This is a genomic window from Coprococcus sp. HCN-4056, assembly GCF_037892645.1.
Taxonomy (GTDB): domain Bacteria; phylum Bacillota; class Clostridia; order Lachnospirales; family Lachnospiraceae; genus Coprococcus; species Coprococcus ammoniilyticus.
Window position 1 is genome coordinate 311,742 of the sequence record NZ_JBBKBL010000001.1, and the last position, 23,517, is coordinate 335,258.

The 23,517-nt window shown below is 43.4% G+C and carries 20 protein-coding genes and 2 pseudogenes; 14 read left to right on the forward strand and 8 right to left on the reverse strand.

Going from position 1 to position 23,517, the window contains the following annotated elements; genetic code table 11:
- A complete protein-coding gene (locus WKT03_RS01320) occupies positions 1 to 1,002 on the reverse strand; it encodes an aldose 1-epimerase (protein ID WP_117784608.1) in 1,002 nt (333 codons plus the stop codon).
- Positions 1,003 to 1,326: 324 nt separating this feature from the next.
- Here WKT03_RS01320 and WKT03_RS01325 point away from each other — a divergent pair, with 324 nt between their 5' ends.
- Both WKT03_RS01325 and WKT03_RS01330 read left to right on the forward strand, forming a co-directional pair.
- A complete protein-coding gene (locus WKT03_RS01325; RefSeq protein WP_117822463.1) occupies positions 1,327 to 2,355 on the forward strand; it encodes a GDSL-type esterase/lipase family protein in 1,029 nt (342 codons plus the stop codon).
- Between the two features lie 69 nt (positions 2,356 to 2,424).
- A complete protein-coding gene (locus WKT03_RS01330) occupies positions 2,425 to 2,913 on the forward strand; it encodes a DUF4358 domain-containing protein (RefSeq protein ID WP_117784610.1) in 489 nt (162 codons plus the stop codon).
- A 93-nt stretch (positions 2,914 to 3,006) separates the two neighbouring features.
- Here WKT03_RS01330 and WKT03_RS01335 read toward each other — a convergent pair whose 3' ends face one another.
- The gene (locus WKT03_RS01335; protein WP_021944327.1) at positions 3,007 to 3,348 is read right to left on the reverse strand and encodes a helix-turn-helix domain-containing protein; all 342 of its coding nucleotides are present in this window, start codon (positions 3,346 to 3,348) and stop codon (positions 3,007 to 3,009) included.
- A 207-nt stretch (positions 3,349 to 3,555) separates the two neighbouring features.
- On the opposite strand from WKT03_RS01335, the gene recJ reads away from it, so the two are divergent.
- The 12 genes from recJ (at position 3,556) to WKT03_RS01395 (ending at position 18,390) form a co-directional block, all read left to right on the forward strand.
- Entirely contained in the window at positions 3,556 to 5,433 is a 1,878-nt protein-coding gene (recJ, locus tag WKT03_RS01340; RefSeq protein ID WP_340390801.1) for a single-stranded-DNA-specific exonuclease RecJ, read from the forward strand.
- Between the two features lie 88 nt (positions 5,434 to 5,521).
- Entirely contained in the window at positions 5,522 to 6,046 is a 525-nt protein-coding gene (locus WKT03_RS01345; protein WP_021944329.1) for an adenine phosphoribosyltransferase, read from the forward strand.
- Between the two features lie 98 nt (positions 6,047 to 6,144).
- Positions 6,145 to 8,448, forward strand: a complete 2,304-nt coding sequence (locus WKT03_RS01350; protein ID WP_117784737.1) for a RelA/SpoT family protein — start codon at positions 6,145 to 6,147, stop codon at positions 8,446 to 8,448.
- Between the two features lie 9 nt (positions 8,449 to 8,457).
- On the forward strand, positions 8,458 to 9,090 hold the full coding sequence (locus WKT03_RS01355) for an MBL fold metallo-hydrolase (RefSeq protein WP_021944331.1): 633 nt from the start codon (positions 8,458 to 8,460) through the stop codon (positions 9,088 to 9,090).
- Positions 9,091 to 9,114: 24 nt separating this feature from the next.
- The gene (hemZ, locus tag WKT03_RS01360) at positions 9,115 to 10,668 is read left to right on the forward strand and encodes a coproporphyrinogen dehydrogenase HemZ (protein ID WP_117784612.1); all 1,554 of its coding nucleotides are present in this window, start codon (positions 9,115 to 9,117) and stop codon (positions 10,666 to 10,668) included.
- Entirely contained in the window at positions 10,665 to 11,285 is a 621-nt protein-coding gene (locus tag WKT03_RS01365) for an HD-GYP domain-containing protein (protein WP_021944333.1), read from the forward strand. The genes hemZ and WKT03_RS01365 overlap by 4 nt, the downstream gene beginning before the upstream one ends.
- A gap of 41 nt (positions 11,286 to 11,326) precedes the next feature.
- Positions 11,327 to 12,577: a histidine--tRNA ligase gene (gene hisS, locus WKT03_RS01370; RefSeq protein ID WP_021944334.1), complete on the forward strand. Its 1,251-nt coding sequence runs from the start codon at positions 11,327 to 11,329 to the stop codon at positions 12,575 to 12,577.
- Between the two features lie 23 nt (positions 12,578 to 12,600).
- Positions 12,601 to 14,406 (forward strand): aspartate--tRNA ligase, encoded by a 1,806-nt coding sequence (gene aspS, locus WKT03_RS01375; RefSeq protein ID WP_021944335.1) that lies wholly within the window; start codon positions 12,601 to 12,603, stop codon positions 14,404 to 14,406.
- Between the two features lie 188 nt (positions 14,407 to 14,594).
- A complete protein-coding gene (locus WKT03_RS01380) occupies positions 14,595 to 15,407 on the forward strand; it encodes a hypothetical protein (protein WP_021944336.1) in 813 nt (270 codons plus the stop codon).
- Between the two features lie 110 nt (positions 15,408 to 15,517).
- The gene (locus tag WKT03_RS01385) at positions 15,518 to 16,057 is read left to right on the forward strand and encodes a DUF4342 domain-containing protein (protein WP_340390802.1); all 540 of its coding nucleotides are present in this window, start codon (positions 15,518 to 15,520) and stop codon (positions 16,055 to 16,057) included.
- Positions 16,058 to 16,312: 255 nt separating this feature from the next.
- The gene (locus WKT03_RS01390) at positions 16,313 to 16,996 is read left to right on the forward strand and encodes a response regulator transcription factor (protein ID WP_021944338.1); all 684 of its coding nucleotides are present in this window, start codon (positions 16,313 to 16,315) and stop codon (positions 16,994 to 16,996) included.
- Positions 16,997 to 17,091: 95 nt separating this feature from the next.
- Entirely contained in the window at positions 17,092 to 18,390 is a 1,299-nt protein-coding gene (locus WKT03_RS01395) for a sensor histidine kinase (RefSeq protein ID WP_340390803.1), read from the forward strand.
- 133 nt (positions 18,391 to 18,523) lie between these two features.
- Here WKT03_RS01395 and WKT03_RS01400 read toward each other — a convergent pair whose 3' ends face one another.
- The 6 genes and pseudogenes from WKT03_RS01400 to rlmD form a co-directional block, all read right to left on the reverse strand.
- Positions 18,524 to 19,891 (reverse strand): MATE family efflux transporter, encoded by a 1,368-nt coding sequence (locus WKT03_RS01400; protein WP_340390804.1) that lies wholly within the window; start codon positions 19,889 to 19,891, stop codon positions 18,524 to 18,526.
- Positions 19,892 to 19,906: 15 nt separating this feature from the next.
- Positions 19,907 to 20,383 (reverse strand): dihydrofolate reductase, encoded by a 477-nt coding sequence (locus WKT03_RS01405; protein WP_117784738.1) that lies wholly within the window; start codon positions 20,381 to 20,383, stop codon positions 19,907 to 19,909.
- Between the two features lie 75 nt (positions 20,384 to 20,458).
- Positions 20,459 to 20,893: pseudogene (locus WKT03_RS12615) on the reverse strand (YunG family protein); the annotation flags it as partial.
- A gap of 49 nt (positions 20,894 to 20,942) precedes the next feature.
- Complete coding sequence (locus WKT03_RS01410; RefSeq protein WP_021944342.1) at positions 20,943 to 21,494, reverse strand: histidine phosphatase family protein; 552 nt, start codon at positions 21,492 to 21,494, stop codon at positions 20,943 to 20,945.
- A 54-nt stretch (positions 21,495 to 21,548) separates the two neighbouring features.
- Positions 21,549 to 21,659 (reverse strand): annotated as a pseudogene (locus WKT03_RS01415) (virulence RhuM family protein); the annotation flags it as partial.
- Between the two features lie 392 nt (positions 21,660 to 22,051).
- On the reverse strand, positions 22,052 to 23,503 hold the full coding sequence (rlmD, locus tag WKT03_RS01420) for a 23S rRNA (uracil(1939)-C(5))-methyltransferase RlmD (protein WP_340390805.1): 1,452 nt from the start codon (positions 23,501 to 23,503) through the stop codon (positions 22,052 to 22,054).
- Positions 23,504 to 23,517: the final 14 nt, after the last annotated feature.

Genomic DNA, 23,517 nt, shown 5'->3' on the forward strand with positions numbered 1-23,517 from the left:
TTATCTTACAAAAATTCTCTCGGTTACGGTTTTGGATTCGCCGGGAGCCAGTTCGGTGTAGCCGGTTACGGCAGGATCACCGGAAAGGTTTGGAGCATCAATGTTCCAGCTCATAGGTTCCGGACAGAAGAATTCTTTCATGCCGTGATCATTCCACATGATCCAGTATTTCATAACATCACATACTTCGTAGCAGACACGGACGCCTGTAACTTTATCGGTTACGATGACACCATAGAATGGCTTGCCGTCTAATTCGTTCATTTCAGCGGTATAGAGGTCGTTGTCGATGTCCTGAAGAACAGGAACCATGTCACCCTCTTTGTACATCATATCATATCTGGTAAGCGGCAGTGTTTTCTCGGTTGGAATACAGGTGTCGCTGAGTTCCCATTTGTCACCGATCGGAACCTGCAGACGCACATTTGCGCCGCTTCCGCCATTTGTAAACGGTGCTTTGAATGCGATATGGTTACATACACCATAAGGCATCTGAACCTTGGAAAGGTTAGTCAGTGTAAAGGAATAATCCAGTCCGTCTGCTGTCAGTGTAAAGACAAATTCTGCCTTGAAGCTGACAGGGAAAGTTTCGAAAAATTCATCATTTTCATCATATACATAAGAAGTCTTTGCAACAGCACTTTCACCCTCTACATACATGTCATCAATTGTATGGCAGCGTTTGTGAAGAAAACCATGCAGATGGTTGCCCAGCGGATCGTTGCAAGGAAAATGATACATGGCATCTGAGGTTTTCAGATTTCCATGAGATAATCTGTTTGGAAGATATAAAGTAGGCATACCGTATACCTCGGCAGCAGCCTTCAGTTCTTCCGGTGAAAGTGACAGATCATTTCTTAAGATATCAATATTAAGAGCTGTGTTTTCAAGCTTCATTACATTACTTCCGTTAAAAGGTGCGATCAATGCACGAAAATCTCCTGCGATAAGTTCGATACAGGTTTCGCCTTTAAAATCATAGTTTTTTGCGCTAAAACTCATAGTAGCCTCCCATATAAAGTGATAAGTATTTGTATTTAAGATACATAAAACGGAAAAAGTCTGCAAGATAATATTATGTATGTGTAAGTGTGAAAACAGACCCATCTCAAAAATCTAATAGAATAGTAACACTTAAGTTAAAAAGTGTCCATAAAAATGAAACAAGATTTGTTAATTTCAACAATCAGAAAAGTCGAAAAACGACTAAAACTGCGAATTATGTAGAAATTTTAAAATCTGTACACTTATGTAAAGTGGTATGCTATAATCGAAGCTAACGGGATAAGACCCTTTCCTTTTATAAAATGTAAGGCAAAAAGAGGAATGAATAAGAGAATGGACAATGAGAAAAGATATAGCACCAGGATAAAAAGTGAGCGGTGCGATAAGATAAAGATCAGCAGTGTGGCTGCCGTATTTCTGGTATGTTCGATAGCGATATTTGCGACAAGATACAGACAGGATATATGGAACTTTGACAGAGAAAATGGAAATGACCATCAGATAGAAAATGTTGCGACCGGATCGGATGCATCGGAGGAGGCTTCCGAGGAAAAAACGACGGAGAAGATAACAACGGAAGCAGCGACAACAGAGAAACCGACTACGGAAAAGGTAACAACGGAAGCATCGGAAACGGAAGAAACAACGACTGCCGCATCATCCGAGGAAGGCGGTTCAACAGTAAAATATGTGAATATCGAGGACCCGGATACATCATCTAAGGGAAATGACTGGTACGATAAGAAACTGTATACGCCGGGAAATGTAACGGATGATGCTTATTTTGATACAGCGGTATTGATCGGTGATTCAAGAACCGAGGGACTTAGTCTTTATACCGGAATGTCGAATCTGGACGCGTTCTGTTCTAAGGGGCTGAATATCGAAAAGGTCATGACAGAGCCGATTGTTTCTACAAGTGACGGAATGTTGACGGCACTGGAAGCACTGAAACAGAAGGATTATGAGAATATATACATTTCATTTGGTATTAACGAGCTTGGATGGATCTATGAGGATGTATTCATTGAAGACTATAAAGCATTTATTGATGCAATAAGAGAGATACAGCCAAATGCAACGATCTATGTTGAGAATATTCTTCCGGTATCCAAGGCTTTATCAGATGAAGATGAGATTTATAATAACTCCAACATTAAAGCATTCAACAAGCTGTTGAAACGGATGTGTAAGGATTATGGCGATATCATTTATCTGGATGTTGCAAGCAGTGTGACGGTAGACGGAGTTCTCCCGGCAGATGCCAGTACCGATGGACGACATTGCAATCAGGAATATTGCGAGAAATGGCTGGATTACATCCGACAGAATGTATATATAAAGAAGTAAATGCCCGGATAGAGATATTCGGATCATCATAACAGTATCAGACAGAAGTAATAGGAGAGAATAAACAAGATGAAGAAATTAGTAAAGTTATGTGCAATTTTTAGCCTGGCAGGAATGCTTGCAGGCTGTGGAACAACGGTTGGTGGAGCAGGTGGTTCAAAGGAAGATCTGAATATAAATGTTAAGGACATGGCAAATGAACTGAAGAGCGGGCTGACATTTGAAGATACGCTTTCAGAACTTGATACAGGCATGGCACTCACATATTACGGAATTGATGCAGACAGCGTAAAAGACAGCGTGATAATCGTATCGACCGGAGCAACTGCTGAGGAGATTGCAGTATTCGAGGCAGCAGATTCAGATGCGGCTGACAAGGTAAAAACAGCCTGTGAAGACAGAAAAGAAAAACAGACAACATCATATGCAGATTACAAGCCATCCGAAACCGGACGTCTTGACAAGGCGATCATAAAAGAGGACGGAAATTATGTTGTATACTGTGTAACAGATGATACGGATAAGGCAAACGAGATCATCAACAAATATTTCAAATAACAGATATAAAAAACGAACCTGTAAGCAAAAGGCTTTCAGATTCGTTTTTTGTTATGATATGGAAATATGCCATTATATCAATAGGAATAGCTGTTAATCAGAATTGGAAATGGAATTGAACATTTCTATGTATTCTATAAATAATTGCTTTCTTTTTTCGTCGTCAGAAGTCATGATCTCGACTACGGTATGTGGAATGCAGGATAAAATTGTATCCGATTTTTTGATCCCGCGGATCAGATAATCAAGATCTACGCCGAAATGATCACAGAAATCAATCATTTTTTCAAGGGACAGACTGGATTTTCCCCGTTCTATGGCGCTGCAATGTTTGACAGAGATATCGAGCATCTCTGCAAGCTGGTACTGCGTAAGGTTATTTGAGCGCCGGATCTGTACGATCCTCTGACCGATCTGTGCGTATAAGTTCTCCATAAAAATACCTCCAAACTACATTATATTTTGAATAAAAAAACAAATAAACAACCTGTGAGGTGTATAAGAACACAACCTGAAAGGTGAATTACGGTATTACAGCAATGCGGCGGAATGTAAGAAGTTGACGGTCGATTTTTTACTGGTGTATAATTCCTTTGCGATCAGGAATAGCGGAAGAATAGATATGGATGGGAGTAAGAGTAAATGGCAACAGAGATAAAACCTCCGATAAAATATGATATGGTGTGGACAATGTATGGAAAGCGGGCTGATTTCTTTGGGATCGCAGAGCGTTTTCATATTGATCCGGTAACTGCAAGGGTGATTCGGAACCGGGATGTGATAACAGATGAAGAGATTGATACCTATCTGAATGGGGGGCTTGACCGGCTGCATGATCCTGTGATGATGAAGAATATGGAGAAGGGCTGCAGCCTTATGCTGGAGGAGATCCGGAGTCGGAACCGGATACGGATCATTTCGGATTATGATGTGGATGGTGTAAGTTCAAACTACATATTGTATAAAGGCTTACAGCGTGTGTGGGAGCATGAAAATGGTTTGCCTGCAGGAGACGGGATCGATTATGATATTCCGCACCGGATCTATGATGGATATGGAATCAATATCCGTATGGTAGATGCGGCGGCAGCCGATCAGGTCAGTATGATCATTACCTGTGATAACGGGATTGCGGCATTTGATGCGGTGAGAAAAGCAAAAGAATATGGGATGCGGGTAATCGTGACGGATCACCATGATATTCCATATGATACAGATGAAAATGATATTCGGGTATACAAAGTACCGGAAGCGGATGCGGTGATCGATCACAAGCAGCCGGGCTGTGAATATCCGTGCAAGGAATTGTGCGGAGCGGGTGTGGCATACAAATTTATCCAGTTGTTATATCGGATGTGCGGGATACCGGAAGCGGAGTGTGAGGCATTTATAGAGATCCTTGGAATTGCAACCGTATGTGATGTTATGAATCTGGTAGATGAGAACCGTATCATTGTAAGAGAGGCACTTCACCGGTTATCTGACAGTAGTAATTATGGTTTGAAGGCACTGATCACAAACAGCGGCAGGGATGGTAAGAAGCTGTCAGCATTTGATCTGGGATTTATCATTGGACCGTGTATCAATGCAGCGGGCAGACTTGGAGATGCGAAGACCAGCCTGGAATTCCTGCTTGAAACAGACAGCTTTAAGGCAAATGAGCGTGCGATTGAGCTGTTAAATATCAATAATACCCGAAAAGATATGACAGAGCAGGGAACAAAAACGGCAATCGGGCTGCTTGAAACTTCGGATCATCTGCTTATGGGAGCAGTTCCGGAGACAGGAGTTGCGGCATTGTCGGACCGGGTACTTGTTATGTATATTCCGAAACTGCATGAAAGTCTGGTCGGGATTATCGCAGGCAGGATCAAGGAACGGTATTATCGTCCGGTGCTGTTATTTACGGACAGCGAAGAAGAAGGAATCATCAAGGGCTCCGGTCGTTCGATCGAAGGCTATAATATGTATGATGAGATCAATAAATGCAGTGATTATTTCACGAAGTTCGGAGGACATGAGATGGCAGCGGGCTTTTCCATGGAGAAGCGGAATCTGGCCAGACTTCGGGAAAAAATGAATGCGAATTGTACGCTTGACGAAAAACTTCTGACACCGAAGCTCCGGATCGATGTGCCGATGCCGCTCGATTATGTAAGTATTCCACTGACCGAAGAACTGGAGGTTCTGGAGCCATTTGGAAAAGGCAACGAGAAGCCGGTATTTGCACAGAGTGGTGTGCGTGTAAAAAGCGCAAGGATCATGGGAAAAAGACAGAATGTTCTGCGGGTTTCGTTCCTGATGGAGAACGGTGGTACGATCGAAGGCATAAGTTTTGACCCGGAAGTGTTTATTTCTAACATAAAACAGTGGTTTGGAACAAATGAATGTGATAAAATACTAAAAGGAATGCCCAGTCATGTGGTGTTGGATGTTGCCTATTATCCGGATATCAATGAATTTGCGGGAAGAAGAATTTTGCAGATCCGGTTGCTGGAATATCGGAAACATGAGGAATAAAGGCTTTGCTGATAGTTTGATATCATGTGGGCAGAAAAGGAAAATGTAAATAATTGTAGAATATACATATATATGCAGGAGGAAGATTATGAAAAAGATAGAAGAATACGTTACAAGTATACCGGATTTTCCGGAACCGGGAATTATTTTCAGAGATATTACAAGCGTGATCGGAGATCCGGATGGATTGAAGCTGGCGATTGATTCATTAGATGACCTGCTTGAAGGCGTAGATTATGACGTAGTAGCCGGAGCAGAGTCCAGAGGCTTTATCTTTGGAACACCACTTGCATATAAGAATGGAAAAGGATTTGCATTGGTAAGAAAGAAAGGCAAGTTACCAAGGGAGACGATTGAAGCATCTTATGATCTGGAATATGGCAGTGCAACGATCGAGATGCATAAGGATGCGATCAAACCGGGACAGAAGGTTGTCCTTGTAGATGATCTGATCGCAACCGGAGGAACCATGGAAGCCGCTGCAAGGCTGGTTGAAGAACTTGGCGGTAAAGTGGTAAAGATCATATTCTTGATCGAACTTGCAGGTTTAAAGGGCAGAGAGAAGCTTGCCAAATATGATGTAGCTTCTGTTATTTGCTATGATGGCAAATAAAAATGATCATCTGGTCTTCAGATGGGTCTGAAATAGAAAAATTCGAATTGGGAAAAGTGGTGAAGATCATGGAAAACGTAAAAGATAAAGCAGGAAGCATGGATGAATTAAAAGAGCTTGCGGCAAAGGCGGGTGCAATGGAGAATAAACCAATGCGGGAAAAACGGGATATCGATCTGTCTACACCTGCGGATTTTACTCCGCCGGAGGATCTGTATAAGGAACTGATCAAAAAGATCCTGACCTATCATCCATCAACAGATATTTCGATGATTGAGAAGGCATATAAGGTGGCATCCAAGGCGCATGAAGGACAGCTTCGTAAGTCGGGAGAGCCATATATCATGCATCCACTCTGTGTTGCTATTATTCTTGCAGAACTGGAGCTGGATAAGGAGACGATCGTTGCCGGAATCCTTCATGATGTAGTAGAAGATACGGTCATGACTTCAGAGGAGATTGCAGCAGAGTTCTCGGAAGAAGTGGCATTTCTGGTGGAAGGTGTTACCAAACTGACCCAGTTGAAGATGACAACGGATAAGATTGAGGTACAGGCAGAAAACCTGAGAAAAATGTTCTTATCGATGGCAAAAGATATTCGCGTTATCCTGATCAAGCTGGCAGACAGACTGCATAACTTAAGAACATTACAGTATCAGTCTCCTGCGAAACAGGTGGAAAAAGCGCGTGAAACAATGGATATCTATGCACCAATCGCACATCGTCTTGGTATCAGCAAGATCAAGGTAGAACTGGATGACTTGTCCATGAAGTATCTGATGCCGGAGGTATATAAGGATCTGACAGCACAGATCGATGCGAGAATGCATGAAAGGGAAGCCTATATCAAACGTATCGTTGCGGATGTAAAGAAGCATATTGACAATGCGCATCTGGATGCAGAGATCGACGGTCGTGTAAAGCATCTGTTCAGTATTTATAAGAAGATGAAGAACCAGAACAAGACACTGGATCAGATTTATGATATTTTTGCAGTCCGGATTAAAGTGGAGACCGTCCGGGACTGTTATTCGGCACTGGGAATCATCCATGAGATGTACAAGCCGATTCCGGGACGTTTTAAAGATTATATCGCAATGCCAAAGTCCAATATGTATCAGTCCCTTCATACAACGCTGATCGGACCGGAGGGACAGCCATTTGAAATACAGATCCGTACATTTGAGATGCACCGGACGGCTGAATATGGTATTGCTGCACACTGGAAATATAAAGAGAACATAACCGGTACGGTTATGCAGAAGGAAGAGGAGAAGTTATCATGGCTTCGTCAGATTCTGGAGTGGCAGAGAGATACTTCAGATAATAAGGAGTTCATGAACTTCGTTAAGACAGACCTGGATCTGTTTGCAGAACAGGTATATTGCTTTACACCGGCAGGTGATGTCAAGAATCTGCCAAGTGGATCGACACCGATCGATTTTGCTTATGCCATTCATACGGCAGTCGGTAATAAGATGGTGGGTGCGCGGATTAACGGAAGACAGGTTCCAATCGATACCAAGTTAAATAATGGTGACCGGGTAGAGATCATAACATCCCAGAATTCGGCAGGACCATCAAGAGACTGGCTGAATATCGTAAAGAGTGCACAGGCAAAGACGAAGATCAATCAGTGGTTCAAGCATCAGTTTAAGGATGAGAACATCAGCCGCGGTAAGGAACTGATCCTTGCATACTGTAAATCAAAGGGACTGGATTACTCCCTGTATTCCAAGCCGGAATATCAGGAACGTGTCTATAAAAAATATAATTTCAATGACTGGGAAGCTACAATGGCGGCTGTTGGTCATGGGGGAATCAAGGAAGGTCAGGTTGTCAACAAGCTGATCGAGGAATACAACAAGGATCATACGGAACAGCCGGATGACAAGGAAATTCTGGAGGCATATGCACTGAAGCGGGCACCGCATTCCTCCCACGGACAGGGTGGAATCATCGTAAAGGGTGCAGATGATGTAGCGGTTCGTTTCTCCAAATGCTGTTCACCGGTACCGGGTGATGAGATCATCGGATTTATCACCAGAGGACGAGGCATCTCGATCCATCGTACAGACTGTGTTAATGTGCTCTGTATGAGCGAGGAAGACAGAAACAGGATCATTGATGCGGAATGGCAGCAGGATGCAGTTGCAGAGAATACTTACCTTACAGAAATCAATATCTATGCGGATGACAGAAGCGGAATCCTCTTTGATATAACGAAAATCTTAAGTGAGGCAAATATCAGTGTAAACAGTATTAACAGCCGTACAAGCAAGCAGGGTAAGGCGACAATCACGATCAGCTTCTCGATCAAATCGGTCGACCAGTTGAATACGATCATTGCAAAGATACGAAATGTGGAGAGCATTATTGATATAGAGAGAACAGTGGGATAGGAGATCCGGATGGCAGAATTAGAAGTGAAATTATATCAGTTGGGTGATTTGGGAACCAATTGTTATATCGTAAGTAATAAAGAAACAAAGGAAGCAATCGTAGTTGATCCGGCAGATAATGCAGATTTTATTTATAGGAGTCTGACAGATGCAGGACTTGCCTGTGTAGGAATCTTCCTGACACATGGACATTATGATCATATCGGAGCATTGGATGATCTGAGAAAACTGACAGGAGTAAAGGCATATGCTTCCGAGAACGAGAAGCAGGTGCTTGAGAGCAGGACAGGAAATCTGTCTGCGGTGTTTGGCCATCCGCTTGAAACATCAGCGGATATTTATCTGCAGGATGGACAGGAGGTTGCAGTTTTAGGAACTGTGGTACGGTGTATCAGTGTGCCGGGACATACGATAGGTGGCATGTGTTATTATTTCGCAGAAGAACATCTGCTGTTTACCGGAGATACATTATTTGCATCGTCAGTTGGCAGATCGGATTTCCCAACCGGAAATGAACAGGATCTGTTAGAGGCGATCGAGACGAAGCTTCTTGTATTACCGGAGGAAACAGCTGTGTATCCGGGACATAACGGAACTTCAAGGATTGGCAGAGAAAGAAAATTCAATCCATTTTTTTCATAAATAACGATAAGGAACTTGGTTGACATGATTTGTCTGATTCAGAATGTAGAAGATTATAATAATGACCTGAGAGTGATCCTCATGGCGTTTTACATGGGTGTGAAGATCATCACACCGGAGAATATAGAAAAGAAGCCTGAACTTGGGGCAGATGTTGCTGCAACCCTTGTGGCAGAATTTGCAGAAGGTCAGACAAAGATCTGGATGAAGGACGGCGGTCTGGATGTGAAATCAGAAGGAGCTTCTGAGGATAAACAGCAGGACTGGTCTGCGGGAGAAGTCTGTGGAAAACCGGATATCGTGATCGATCAGGATTATCATGACAGAAAGGTATTCCGTAATGTTCTGAAGCGTGCCATGTACCGGATGTTGTCAGAGAGAACCGGAAGAGTTCTGCCATGGGGTAGTCTGACCGGCGTACGTCCGGTGAAGATTGCAATGGAAGCGGTAGAACGTGGATGTACAGATGAGGAGATACAAAAGCTGTATCAGGAAACTTATGTGGCAAGCCGGGAAAAGGCAGAAGCCTGTGTGAAGATCGCCAGACGTGAGAAAGCAATTATCGAGACGATCGATGAGCGAAATGAATACTGCCTGTATATCGGCATACCGTTTTGTCCGACGAGATGTCTGTACTGCTCCTTTACCTCTTATCCGATCGGTGTTTATAAGGATAAGGTCGATGCTTATCTGGATACAATGGAAAAGGAAATGGAGTATATTGCGGAAAGTTATACCGAGAAGAAACTGGCATCCATTTATATTGGTGGCGGTACGCCGTCTTCGATCAGTGCAGAGCAGATGGATCGTCTGTGCAGCATGATCGAGAAGCATTTTGACTTGTCGCAGGTTCGGGAATATACGATCGAAGCAGGTCGTCCGGACAGTACAACAGCAGATAAGCTGCAGGTGATGAAAGCGCATGGCGTTGATCGTATCAGTATCAATCCGCAGACGATGAATGGAGAGACACTGAAGCTGATCGGAAGAGCACATACACCGGAGCAGGCAGAAGAAGCATTTATGAGAGCCAGAGAAGCTGGCTTTGACAATATTAATATGGACTTGATCGTAGGTCTTCCGGGTGAAGATGCAGAGATGGTGAAGCGGACACTGGAAAAGGTGAAGAAGCTTGCACCGGAGAGCCTTACGGTTCACACACTTGCAATCAAACGGGCAGCGCATCTGAAACAGGAGATGGACAAATACAGCTTTGCAGGTGATGTAGATGAGCAGTTATCACTGGTTGGACAGGCCGCAGAAGAACTGGGACTTGCACCATATTATCTGTACAGACAGAAGAATATGGCGGGAAATCTGGAAAATGTCGGATATGCAAGACATGGACTGGAATGTCTCTATAATATTCTGATCATGGAAGAACGGACAGACATTATAGGAATCGGTGCGGGAAGCTCCAGCAAGCTGATCCGCCGGGAGGGAGATCTGGATCCGGTTACAGGAGAGACGGTTATAGGAAACCGGATCGACCGTGTGGAAAATTGTAAGAGTGTAGACGATTATATCGCAAGAATTGATGAAATGATTGACAGAAAAAAGCAGGCGTTTGCAAAATGACAGATAAAGTTATAAACTTAGACACAGATAAAGAAATAGAATACTATGAACAGGATCTGGACGATGCCATCCGTCATGGAATGTGTGTCAGCCGGTTGTCTTCGGAGCTTGCCAGAGAACTGGGGCTCCCGGAAGAAGAGATTCATAAGATCGCAGTTGCCGGTATGATCCATGATATCGGAAAGCTCCGCATCACACCGTATATATATGGCCGTGGCAATTCCATGAAGATTGAGGAAATGCGGTATGTGAGACTTCATGCGAAGCTTGGGGCAGATATCGCAAGGCAAGAAGGCTACGGGGATGATATTGCAGATATTATTTTGTATCATCACGAGAACTATGATGGTTCCGGTTATCCGTACTGTCTTCAGGGAGAGGAGATCCCGATCGGAGCAAGGATTATTCGTGTGTGTGATGTATTTGTCGCGCTGATCAGTGACCGTGCATACCGGAAAGCATTTGAACCAAAGATCGCATTATTGATGGTGATCGATGAGGTGCGGCATTTTGACATGAAAGTATTTCTCGCATTTCAGAGAATTATAAATACAACTGATATTTTAGATGAGGTTCAGTTAATTTTAAAAGGGAGCTATGAATCACGGATCAGTTGATGTATAGTATAAAAATATGAACAATAGATGGAGGATGGAATATGATAACCCAGGCACCAAGAGGAACCAGTGACTGGTTCGGTGACAAGATGAGAACACGTACACAGGTAGAAGCAATGGCGAGAAATCTGTGTGAGAAATTCAATATAAAGGAAGTAATCACACCTGTATTTGAACATACGGTGCTGTTCCAGCGTGGTGTTGGAGAGACAACCGATGTAGTACAGAAGGAAATGTACACCTTTGTTGATAAGGGTGGAAGAAGTATCACATTGAAGCCGGAAGGTACAGCAGGTGCGATCCGTGCTTATGTTGAGAATAAATTATATGCAGAACCACAGCCGGTCAAGATGTTCTATATTACACCGGCATTTCGTTATGAGAAGCCGGAAAGCGGACGACTTCGTCAGCATCATCAATTTGGTGTTGAGTTTGTCGGATCTCCAAATCCAATGGCAGAAGTAGAGGTTATGACACTGGTATCAACTCTCATCAAACAGATTGGTCTGTCAGATGCAAAGCTTCACATTAACAGTATCGGATGTCCAAAATGTAAGAAAGTGTACAATGATGCACTGATTTCTTATCTGAAAGGTCATGAAGAAGGACTCTGCAATACCTGTAAAGAGCGTATGGTTAAGAATCCGCTTCGTGTAATCGACTGTAAAGAGCCGGGTTGTAAGGCGATCGTAAAGGATGCTCCAAGAACAATTGATTATCTGTGTGAGGAATGCGATGCTCATTTCAAGGAGCTTCAGAGACTTCTGACAGAGCTTGAGATTCCATTTGAGGTTGACACCGGAATCGTTCGTGGCCTGGATTACTATACAAAGACAGTATTTGAATTCGTAAATAAAGAGGGCTTCACCTTATGCGGTGGGGGAAGATATGACAATCTGGTATATGAGATTGATGGAAAAGAGGCACAGCCATCTGTTGGATTCGGTATGGGAATTGAAAGAATCCTGTATTTCCTTGAGAAAGAAAATATCAATCTCGCGCCGGAAAAACCGATTGATTTATATGTCGGCATCATGGGTGATTCCGCAAAGGCAAAAGCGTACAAGCTGGTATATGATCTTCGTCTGGCCGGTTATATCGTAGAGACAGATTACATGAATCGAAGCGTAAAGGCGCAGATGAAATATGCAAATAAATTAAATGCGAGATACACGATCATTATTGGTGATAATGAATTAGAGACCAATACCGGTCGTATCAAGAATATGGAAACGGGCGAGCAGACCGAGATTGCGCTGGATCAGCTTGCAAGTGTATTAGAAGAAAGATAAGAACCATAGGAGGATATAGAAAAATGGCAGAATCAATGCAGGGATTGAAGCGTTCCCACAGATGTGCAGAGGTTTCAAACGCTCTTGAAGGACAGAAAGTAACCGTAATGGGCTGGGTTCAGAAGAGCAGAAATAAAGGTGGAATCATATTTGTCGATCTCAGAGACAGAAGCGGTATTCTTCAGATTATATTTGAGGAATCCAAATGCGGAAACGAGTGCTTTGAGAAAGCAACAAAGCTTAAGAGTGAGTTTGTAGCAGCGATCGAAGGTACCGTCTGCAAGCGTGTCGGTGCAGTAAATGAGAATCTGACAACCGGAGATATTGAAGTTGTGGCAACTTCCCTTCGTATCTTATCAGAGGCCGAGACACCTCCATTCCCGATCGAAGAGAACAGCAAGACAAAAGAAGAATTACGTTTGAAATACAGATATCTGGATCTGAGAAGACCGGATCTTCAGAGAAATCTGGTTATGAAGAGCAAGGTTATGACTATTGCCAGACAGTTCATGGCAAATGAAGGTTTCCTTGAGATTGAGACACCTATGTTATGTAAGTCAACACCGGAGGGCGCAAGAGATTATCTCGTACCAAGCCGTATCCATCCGGGTACATTCTATGCATTACCACAGTCTCCACAGATCTACAAGCAGCTTCTGATGTGCTCCGGTTATGACCGTTATTTCCAGATCGCAAGATGTTTCCGTGATGAGGATCTTCGTGCAGACAGACAGCCGGAGTTCACACAGATGGATATGGAGTTATCCTTCGTAGATGTGGATGACGTTATTGATGTAAATGAAAGACTTCTTGCAAAATTATTCAAGGAGATTCTGGATGTAGATGTAAAACTTCCAATCCGCCGTATGACATGGATCGAAGCAATGAACCGTTTCGGTTCTGATAAGCCGGATCTTCGTTTTGGTATGGAATTAAAGGATATCAGCGAAGTTGTTAAGGGCTGTGGATTCGGCGTATTTACAGGTGCACTTGAAAATGGCGGATCTGTCCGTGGTATCAATGCAAAGGGACAGGGAGCAATGCCTCGTAAGAAGATTGATGCTCTGGTTGAATTTGCAAAGACATACGGAGCAAAAGGTCTTGCATATATTGCCATTAATGAAGATGGCACTTACAAGTCATCTTTTGCAAAGTTTATGACTGAAGATGAGATGAACAATATCGTAGCAGCACTTTCCGGTGAACCGGGAGACTTGCTGTTATTTGCAGCAGATAAGAACAAGGTTGTATGGGATACACTTGGAGCACTCCGCTGCCACCTTGCAGACCAGATGGGACTGCTTGACAAGAATGTATTTGAATTCGTATGGATCACAGAATTTCCACTTCTTGAGTGGTCAGATGAACAGAACCGTTTCACAGCTATGCACCATCCATTTACTATGCCGATGGAAGAGGATCTGGCGATCATTGATACAGATCCGGGTAAGGTTCGTGCAAAGGCCTATGATATCGTATTAAATGGTAACGAGATTGGTGGTGGATCTGTCAGAATCCATCAGGATGATATTCAGGAGAAGATGTTTGAATGTCTTGGATTTACAAGGGAACAGGCGTATGAAAGATTTGGTTTCCTGTTAGACGCATTCAAATATGGAGTACCACCTCACGCAGGACTGGCTTATGGACTGGATCGTCTGGTCATGCTTATGGCAAAACAGGATTCTATCCGTGATGTGATCGCATTTCCTAAGGTAAAGGATGCATCCTGCCTGATGACAAATGCTCCGGACTATGTGGATGAGGCTCAGCTCAAAGAGCTTGGTATTGACATTACAGTTTTAGACGAACAGAAGACGGAAGAATAAAAAATAATGAAACTGCACACTGTATATCCTTATTGTGTGTAAGCAACGAACCAGAACCTGTGTTTGTACCGGGTTATGGTGACTGCCTGGGATATACGGGGTGCGGTTTTGTTTTATAATAGGGCGCATTGGTTAAAGATAAAGCGGATGGGTTCTGGTTTTGAAAGAAATGTGGAGGATAAATGATTATGAAAAGAGGACATTGTATTCTGGCGGCAGGTTTGTGTATTCTGGCAGGGCTTGTATCCGGATGCGGAGATAAAAAGCAGCAGACCTCCGAAGAGATAACAACGGCAGAGGATGGAACGGTTGCAGTAGAAGTGCTGGATAATGATCAGATTGCACTGGTATATAATGGATATGATCCGGAAGTTCATGGAATGATGTTTACGATTACAAATAAATCGGATGATCAGATGGTAAATGTGTATTTCAGTGATGTAGTGGTTGATGGAGAGACGCTTCAGCCAATGTTTGGACTGGATGTGGAAGCACAGACAAGTGAGGATCAGATTTGTCTGGTGGATTGTGATGCAGCACCGGCTGCTTTGACTGGTATTGTATGTGTGGATGACATGGAAGGTTATACGATCGGTACATATGAGATCGATGACGTTGCCCTTTCAAATGAAAAAGATGATACAAAGGAATATACTGTAAAAGAGGGAGCTGTAACGATTCTTGATAATGACAAGGTTACAGTATCTTATATTGGAATTGAGAATGACAGTGATGGCGATGACGCAGAACAAGTACTGGCATTTGAGGTTTACAATAAAACGGATAAAAAGATACAGGCAACATTTGACACAGTTCTTGTAAATGGAAAAGAAGAAGAAATTTCTTATGTGGCAGATGCAATGGGGCATACATATGCAACCTTATTCTGTGACGTGTCCGACGTGAAAGCAATGACAACGCTGACTGGTGAATTTACTGTTTATGATGAAGATGATGAGTTGATCGGGAGCTATTCGATCGAGAAAGCTGCATTGAAATAGAAGGTTAGTTTATTAATCTGATTTTAATCTTTCTCCTATTTTAGATTAATTCGTGGCTGGTATAGTAATACCATCAGCTGAGGAGAGAATAGAGAAAGAAGGAAAAAGATATGGATAATTTAGAAAAAGTAGAGAAGTTAAGAGAAAAAACAGGTGTCAGCTATGAAGAAGCCAAGGCCGCTTTGGAAGCAACGAATTATGATGTGTTGGATGCGATCATTTATCTGGAAAAGAACGGTAAGGTAAAAGCACCGGAGGTTACCAGTTACACGACGGAACAGGCACAGCAGACATCAACAGAATTTGAACAGGCACAGCAGGAATATACCAGAGACTGCAATAAAAAGACCTTTGGTCAGATGATGGATCAGTTTTTTTCCTGGTGTGGAAGACTTTTAAAGAAAAGCGTGGATTCCAAGTTCATCATAGAAAGACGCGGTAGCACTATGGTGAATGTACCTGTTCTGGTATTGATACTTGCGATCATCTTCGCATTCTGGATCACGATTCCATTATTAGTGGTCGGTTTATTCTGTGAATGTAGATACCATTTCGCAGGAATCGACAATATCAATGTAGACTTGAACAGTGCCTGCGACAAGGTTGCAGATACTGTAGACACACTTAAAACAGATATCAATAAGCACTAATTCGAGAGATTAATTTACAATACACAGATTTATTTTAAGGGACATGAAACGAAAATACATTGTCCATGTTCTGATATACTATTATGCAGCAAGCCTTTGCGAATGTCGGTACTTAGCGATCCACGGAGTGGAGCGGTTAGAACCGCTACATGAGCAACAGAGCGAGAGCGTCTTGCGGAATAATAGTATGTCAGAATATGGACATAGGTACTCAAGATACTCCCTTAAAATAAATCGTCACAACAAGGAGTAGAGATGAGCCGGAAGATTTTGATTGTAGAGGATGAAGAAAAGATTGCCAGATTTGTAGAGCTGGAATTGGTTCATGAAGGCTATGAAGTAATAAAGGCATTTGACGGGCGGACAGGTCTGGATCTGGCACTATCAGAACATGCTGACCTGATCGTGCTGGATGTTATGCTTCCAAGGCTAAATGGTCTGGAGGTTCTTCGCCGTATTCGTAAAGAAGGAAATACTGTACCGATCCTGCTGCTTACTGCAAGGGATGCGGTAATGGACAAGGTGTCTGGGCTGGATGCGGGAGCGGATGATTACATTACAAAGCCATTTGCGATCGAAGAACTTCTGGCTCGTATCCGTGTAGCGCTGAAGCGGAAAAGCACAGACCGGCAGGAGACACATAAGCTAGAGATCCATGGAGTCAGCCTGGATACTGACCGGCACGAGGTTATGGTGGCGGGAGAACCGGTGGAGCTTACCAATCGGGAATTTGAACTGCTGCATACGCTGATGGAGAATAAGAATATCGTCATGGATCGGGAAAAGCTGATGAATATTGTCTGTGGTTATGAGTATGTCGGTGAGACAAATATCATAGATGTATATATCCGGTATCTGCGTACGAAGATCGATGACCGGTTCGGTATCAAGCTGATCACAACGGTACGAGGCGTAGGCTATGTGATCAGGGAATCATAGGAAGGTGTAACGGGATAGAGTATACAGTCTGATGATAAGGGTAGATGCAGAAACAAGAGCAAGATTGAAAGAATGTATAAGAAGAGGTATCACGGATGAATGAAAATAAGAGGATGACCTCGATCGCCAGAAAAATAAATATCAGCTTCTGGCTGAAGGAAGTAGGCAATGTAATAGGAATCAATATTATCATTGCCTTTCTTATTATGGGAACCTGGATGTACTGGTGTACAACAAAGCTTCCGGATCAGGTAACAGGTGAGCATTATTATTTTAATGTCAATAAAGAAAAGCATACACTGGAATATGTGATCGATGGAAGTGACCGGAAATCATATGCATATGATTTCCGGGATGTAAGGGATCTGGTAGCTGTACCGGGAATCATACTGTTATCGGCAGAAGGATTTGTGTTGTTTTTTGCGTTATTCCGGACTTCTGTTGTCAGAAGAAAGCTGAAGCCGTTAAATGATCTGGCGGTAAAGGCAGAACAGATCAGTAAGATGTCATTTGAGCAAAATGGTATGGAGGATCAGAAGAAACGTTCCGATAAGAAGTCTGCAAAGACGTTTGACCAGAATCAGATGGATCATCTGGAACAGGCAATATCACATATTTCTCCGGATGATGCCGAACAGGGAGTCCATACCGGAGACAAGGAATTGAAAAGTATTGAGATCGCGTTGAATAACCTGCTTCGGAATATGAAGGAAAACGAAAGGCGGCAGGTACGGTTTGTATCGGATGCATCACATGAGCTTCGGACACCTATTGCTGTGATCCAGGGATATGTGAATATGCTGGATCGATGGGGAAAAGAGGATGAAAAGGTTCTGACAGAATCCATCGAAGCCCTTAAGAATGAGTCTCAGCACATGAAGGAGCTGGTAGAACAGCTTCTGTTCCTTGCGCGGGGTGACAGCGGAAGAAATACTCTGAATAAAGTGAAACTGGATCTGAATCAGATGGTCAGTGAGGTCTGGGAGGAATCCCAGATGATCGATGAGAAGCACCGCTATCTGTTCCGTGGAACAGATCCTGCATATATGACAGGTGATATAGCCATGATCAAACAGTCCATCCGGATCTTTGTACAGAATGCGGCAAAGTATTCTTCGGATGGTGCGGATATTACATTAGGAGTTATGCTGGAATCCGGTTATGTCAGTTATATGATCCAGGATGAGGGCATCGGAATGGAATCGTCAGATGTCGTTCATATCTTTGAACGATTCTACCGATCGGACGAAGCGAGAAACGGCGAGACCGGCGGTTCCGGCCTGGGACTTTCCATAGCCAAATGGATCGTTGATGCTCACTCCGGCACGATCCAGGTTGTATCCCGTCCGGAGATCGGCACCCGTTTTATTGTCCGTTTCCCGATGTGTGAGTAAACAAAGTGAACTTGCCTGTGTGAACAATGGCTGTGGATATCATCATATATAAAGACCGAGCTATAGGACAAAATGTGTTGATAAAACCGTCTTTAACCCTGATAAATAAAGGGCTGGAGGCGGTTTAATCTTTTTAGCGGAAAGGTCTGGTGCGAAATTCATTCCAGACCATGAAAATGGCGACCACTCCGGCAAGTCCATCGGCGATAGGGCCGGAATACATAATGCCATCAATGCCCATAAATAGCGGCAGAATAATTAATAATGGGAGAAGGAACAGGATCTGTCTGGTTAATGACAGGAATGTTCCTTTTTTCGGTTTGCCGATCGATGTAAAGAAGTTCGAAGTGATCGGCTGCATAAAGTTTATAAACGTAAAGAACAGAAAAATACGAAAATAGCTGATCGAAAACTGGAAGTAGCTTTCGGAGCCATTTCCGAAAATGGATATGATCTGCCTTGGCACAAACTGGAACAACAGAAATGCAATGAGCGCGATCACAAATCCACAGGTAGAGGCGAACAGATAGGCAGACTTTACCCGTTTGTATTTTTCTGCGCCATAGTTATAGCTGGTGATTGGCTGTAAGCCTTGTGATATACCGATGATCAGGGATAGGAATACCTGGTTTACTTTTGTGATGATTCCGGCACAGGCGATAGGGATTGCTTCGCCATAGATAGAAAGGGAGCCATAGTATTTGAGAGATTTGTTCATAATGATCTGTACGATCATCATGGCAAGCTGGTTGCTGCAAGGAGCAGTACCAAGGGATGAGACTCTCGCTATGATCGATCTGCTGATGCGGAGATGTTCTTTTCTTATCGTTACAGTCTTGCAGTGGGATAAAAACCAGATGACAAGACCGGCGGAGATTACCTGACCGATAACGGTTGCGATGGCTGCACCTGCCATACCCATCTGGAGAACGGATACAAACAGTGCATCTAAGATCGTATTGATCACGGCTCCGGTGAGGTTACAGATCATGCTGATCTTCGGTCTCCCATCAGCCCGGATCAGATGACCGCTTCCGGTTGTGAGGATCAGAAAAGGAAATCCGATTGCAACAATGCCTGTGTAAGTTTTTGCATAGGAAAGTACATTGTCGGGAGATCCAAAGAAGTGGAGCAGAGGCTCTAAGAACAGCAGGGTGATCGTAGTTAAAATCACACCACAGCCAAAGAGCATAACAGCGGAATTGCCGATATAATAAACAGCTTTTTCCTTTTCTCCTTTTCCCATAGCCAGGTTAAAAGCAGATGCGCCGCCGATGCCGAACAGCAGAGCGATCGCGATACAGGATATGGAAAGTGGAAATGAAATATTGGTCGCAGCATTACCAAGTTCGCCGACATTTCGCCCAATGAAAAACTGGTCAACAATGTTATAAAGAGAGCTAACCAGCATGGCTACTATACTTGGAATGGCAAATTGCATTAATAATTTTTTTACGGGCTGAGAGCCGAGAGGATTTTCATTTGTTGTCTGTGTATTCATGTGGGTTGTCCCTGTTTACAGTTTCTTGCGGGTGTAGGTCATACGGGTAAATGTAATGTCGTCACCGCCGGATTCACCGGTTGTAATATCGAATTCATCTGCGTTGAATTCTGGGAAGAAGACATCTCCGTTTTCAACGACAGTATCAACTTCTGTGATATACATGGTATCAACCAGTGGAAGTGCCTCTTTGAACAGACCATATCCACCGGAGATATAGACATTTCCCTCTTTTACAGAATCAAGAGCTTCCTGTAAAGAATGAACGGTAAGCAGGTTTTCACCGGAGTAATTGACAGTATTTGATACAACGATATTCATTCGGTTCGGGAGAGGATGTCCGATCTCTTCATATGACTTACGTCCCATAACCACAGTATTCCCTGTTGTCAGTTCTTTAAACTGTTTCTGTTCTCCTTTGATCCGCCATGGGATCTGTCCATTTTTTCCAATTACATTATTTTTTGAACGAGCAACGATTAAACCTATCATAGTCCGGGTTCCTTTCTGTGGTATTTTTGTTCCTTTAGCATACTTGGTTTCACAGGAATCGTCAAGCGAGCGTTCCAACTGCTGTTTCAGATATTCATATCTCTGGTATTTTTCTTCCTTTGCAAAATGTATCTCCCGGAATTGTTCCGGATTATTTTCATAAGAAAGAACCTCGTCACCAAATTGTTCACTTGTCAGGTCAAAGATATGACCGTCGATATCGTTATAGCAATGATAGTTTCCGCCGGGACGCAAGATGCCATACACCTTGCCGCCAAAGATGTCCTGAACCAGAAATGCTGTGATAGAACATTGCCCCAAGGTTTTATTCTCCGGTGTCCAGCCATCACGCAGTCTTGGTGCGCAAGTATCAGCGCACCAGATATCAGATAATCTGTCATACAGATCCTGTGGTGTATGGATTCCTTTATACTTGTTTGTTATGGCAGAAACGGTTGCCTGTTCCCAACCGTAGAAGTTGTAGGTCTTCATTTTCAAATATCTCCTCATTTGCTATTGAATGAAATGTGTTGCCTTTGTTTGGATTTATAAATGATATTTATAGTATGCGTTTCAGTTTGCAGTTCTCGATTCCTGCGCTCCAGAATTTTGACAGCGGGATCCCTTTGACCTGACAGATGATACTGGAATTCATAGCTCCATGTCCGACGATCAGGACATCTTTTCCTTCGTCTAATTGTGGTTTTACAACCTCTTTTAGGAATTCTCCTGTTCTCGCAAATAGCTGTTCAAAGCTTTCTCCACCATCCTTTGGAACTTTATAGTTTGCCGGATCAAGAAAGAGATCTTTTATTGGACAGCCGGGAGTAGTTATGCAGTTTGCGGTTCCTTCATAGCTGCCAAAACTCATTTCTTTTAACCGGTCGTCCGTTATGATCGGAATGTTCCGCCCTTTTAATACGATCTCGGCTGTTTCCTTTGCTCGGATAAGGGGAGAGCAGTAGCAGATATCAAAATGGATATCGGCATATTCTGTTCTGGCATGCTCCGCCATCTGGCGTCCTTCTTCATTTAATGGAATGTCTGTCCGACCTTGTAGTTTCCGCATGGCATTCCAGTCTGTTTTTCCATGTCGCATGATGTATAACATTGTTGTATCTCCTATAGATATAATTTTTTATCTTCCGAATGTCTGACAATCATCCAATTCTCTTTCCTCAAATATCTTTTTGATATGTCTCGATATAGTTGATTTATCCCTTTGAAACAGTTCTGCCATCTGGTCAAGTGATAACCAGACTGTATCATTTCCAAATTTCTCATATTTTCGCGTTGCTCTTATCTTTCACCATGTTTTCCGTTTTAATATAGTATGCCAACAGCCTAAGGACATAATCTGGAGCATTACACGTTCCTCTTTCCCACGCTGTCTTCGCACTTCGTGCTCGCCAATCGTGGACAGCTATCGCATGGTCAGTGCTAATGCTTCTCTGCGTCGCTAACGCTCCTTGACAAGGTTCAAGGAAGTTCTGCTCTCGCTTCGCTCACCAGAACAACTGCGTTTCTAAGTTCAGACTTCGTGCGTTGCACTTGTCTTCTCTAAGAGAACGCAAGTTTCAGCAGTAGCCCGCATCCAATCGAACTTCGTTTTCAACTCGTTCTCTTGGGCGTGCCTTGCATGGTCCTCCGTAATCTGCTCTCACTTCGCTATGCTCGTGACAGCAGAACTACGGACTCAACATGACCGGTGTGGCCAAATTGGTCGACGACAGCGACTTTTTTCAGGTGGTAGCCGGCGGGAGTGAGGATGGCGATATCGCGGGCAAGGGTTGCGGGATCGCAGCTTACATAGACGAGTCGTTTTGGATTCATCCGGATCAGGGTGTCAAGGAGTATCTTGTCACAGCCTTTTCTTGGTGGATCAACAACGACAACATCTGCATGGGACCCGTCGCCCCCTTTCTCGTAAATGGAAGGAACAACTTCCTCCGCTTTTCCGGTAAAGAATTCGACGTTATGGATATCGTTAAGTTCCGCATTTTTACGGGCATCCAGGATTGCCTGAGGAACGATCTCCACACCGTATACCTGTTTTGCTTTCTGAGCAAGAAACAGGGAAATGGTTCCGATGCCGCAGTACATATCCCAGACGGTTTCCTCGCCGTTCAGATCTGCATATTCCAATGCTTTTTCATAAAGTACCTTAGTCTGCACAGGGTTTACCTGATAGAAGGACAGAGGTGAGATCCGGTATTTTACATTTCCGATATAATCTGTGATGTATGGACTGCCCCACAGTGTTTTGCAGGTTGGTCCAAGAATCTTATTTGTTTTTTCTGTATTGATGTTCAGGCAGATTGAAGTCATTCCGGAAATCTTTGTCAGACGGGAGATGAGTTCATCTGCATGAGGTAGTTTTTTCCCATTTATGATGAGACAGACCATGACCTCGCCGGTTGTAAAACCAACACGGGTCAGAATGTGACGTACCAGACCCTGTCCGGTTGTTTCGTTATAAGTGGAAATGTTATATTCCGTGAGAAATGTGCGGATGATCGGCAGAATCTGATCATTTACTTTTGCACCGATCGCACAGGTATCGGAATCGATGATCGAATGGGTTCTGCCGGCATAGAAGCCGATCACGATATTGCCGTTTTTGTCTCTGCCAACCGGAAACTGTGCTTTGTTTCGATAGTGGTATGGTTCTTTCATACCATAGATCGGTTCCATCAGAGTATCGGGATTCTCAATCTTGCCGATCCGGCGCAGACATTCTCTTACCTTGTTCCATTTGTATTCTAACTGCTTCTCATAGGAAATGTGCTGAAGACTGCATCCGCCACAGCTCTTTGCGACCGGGCAGACCGGAGTTACGCGGTAAGGGGATGGTGTGATCAGGCGAACCAGCCGTCCGTAGGCGATCGATTTTTTTGCTTTCATGATCGAGATCTCGGCTACGTCACCGATCACTGTATCTTTGACAAATACAGTGATATTCTGCACGTTATTTCCATCTTCGGATGAAGCTTTCGTGGAAATGTCTGTGCCTGTTTTGTTATTTGCTACATCAGAAAGAGAGAGATGGCCGATGCCTTCTCCCTCATTTCCCATGTCCGTTATTTCTATTGTATATATACTGTTTTTTTTAAGTTCCATAAAATAAATATCGT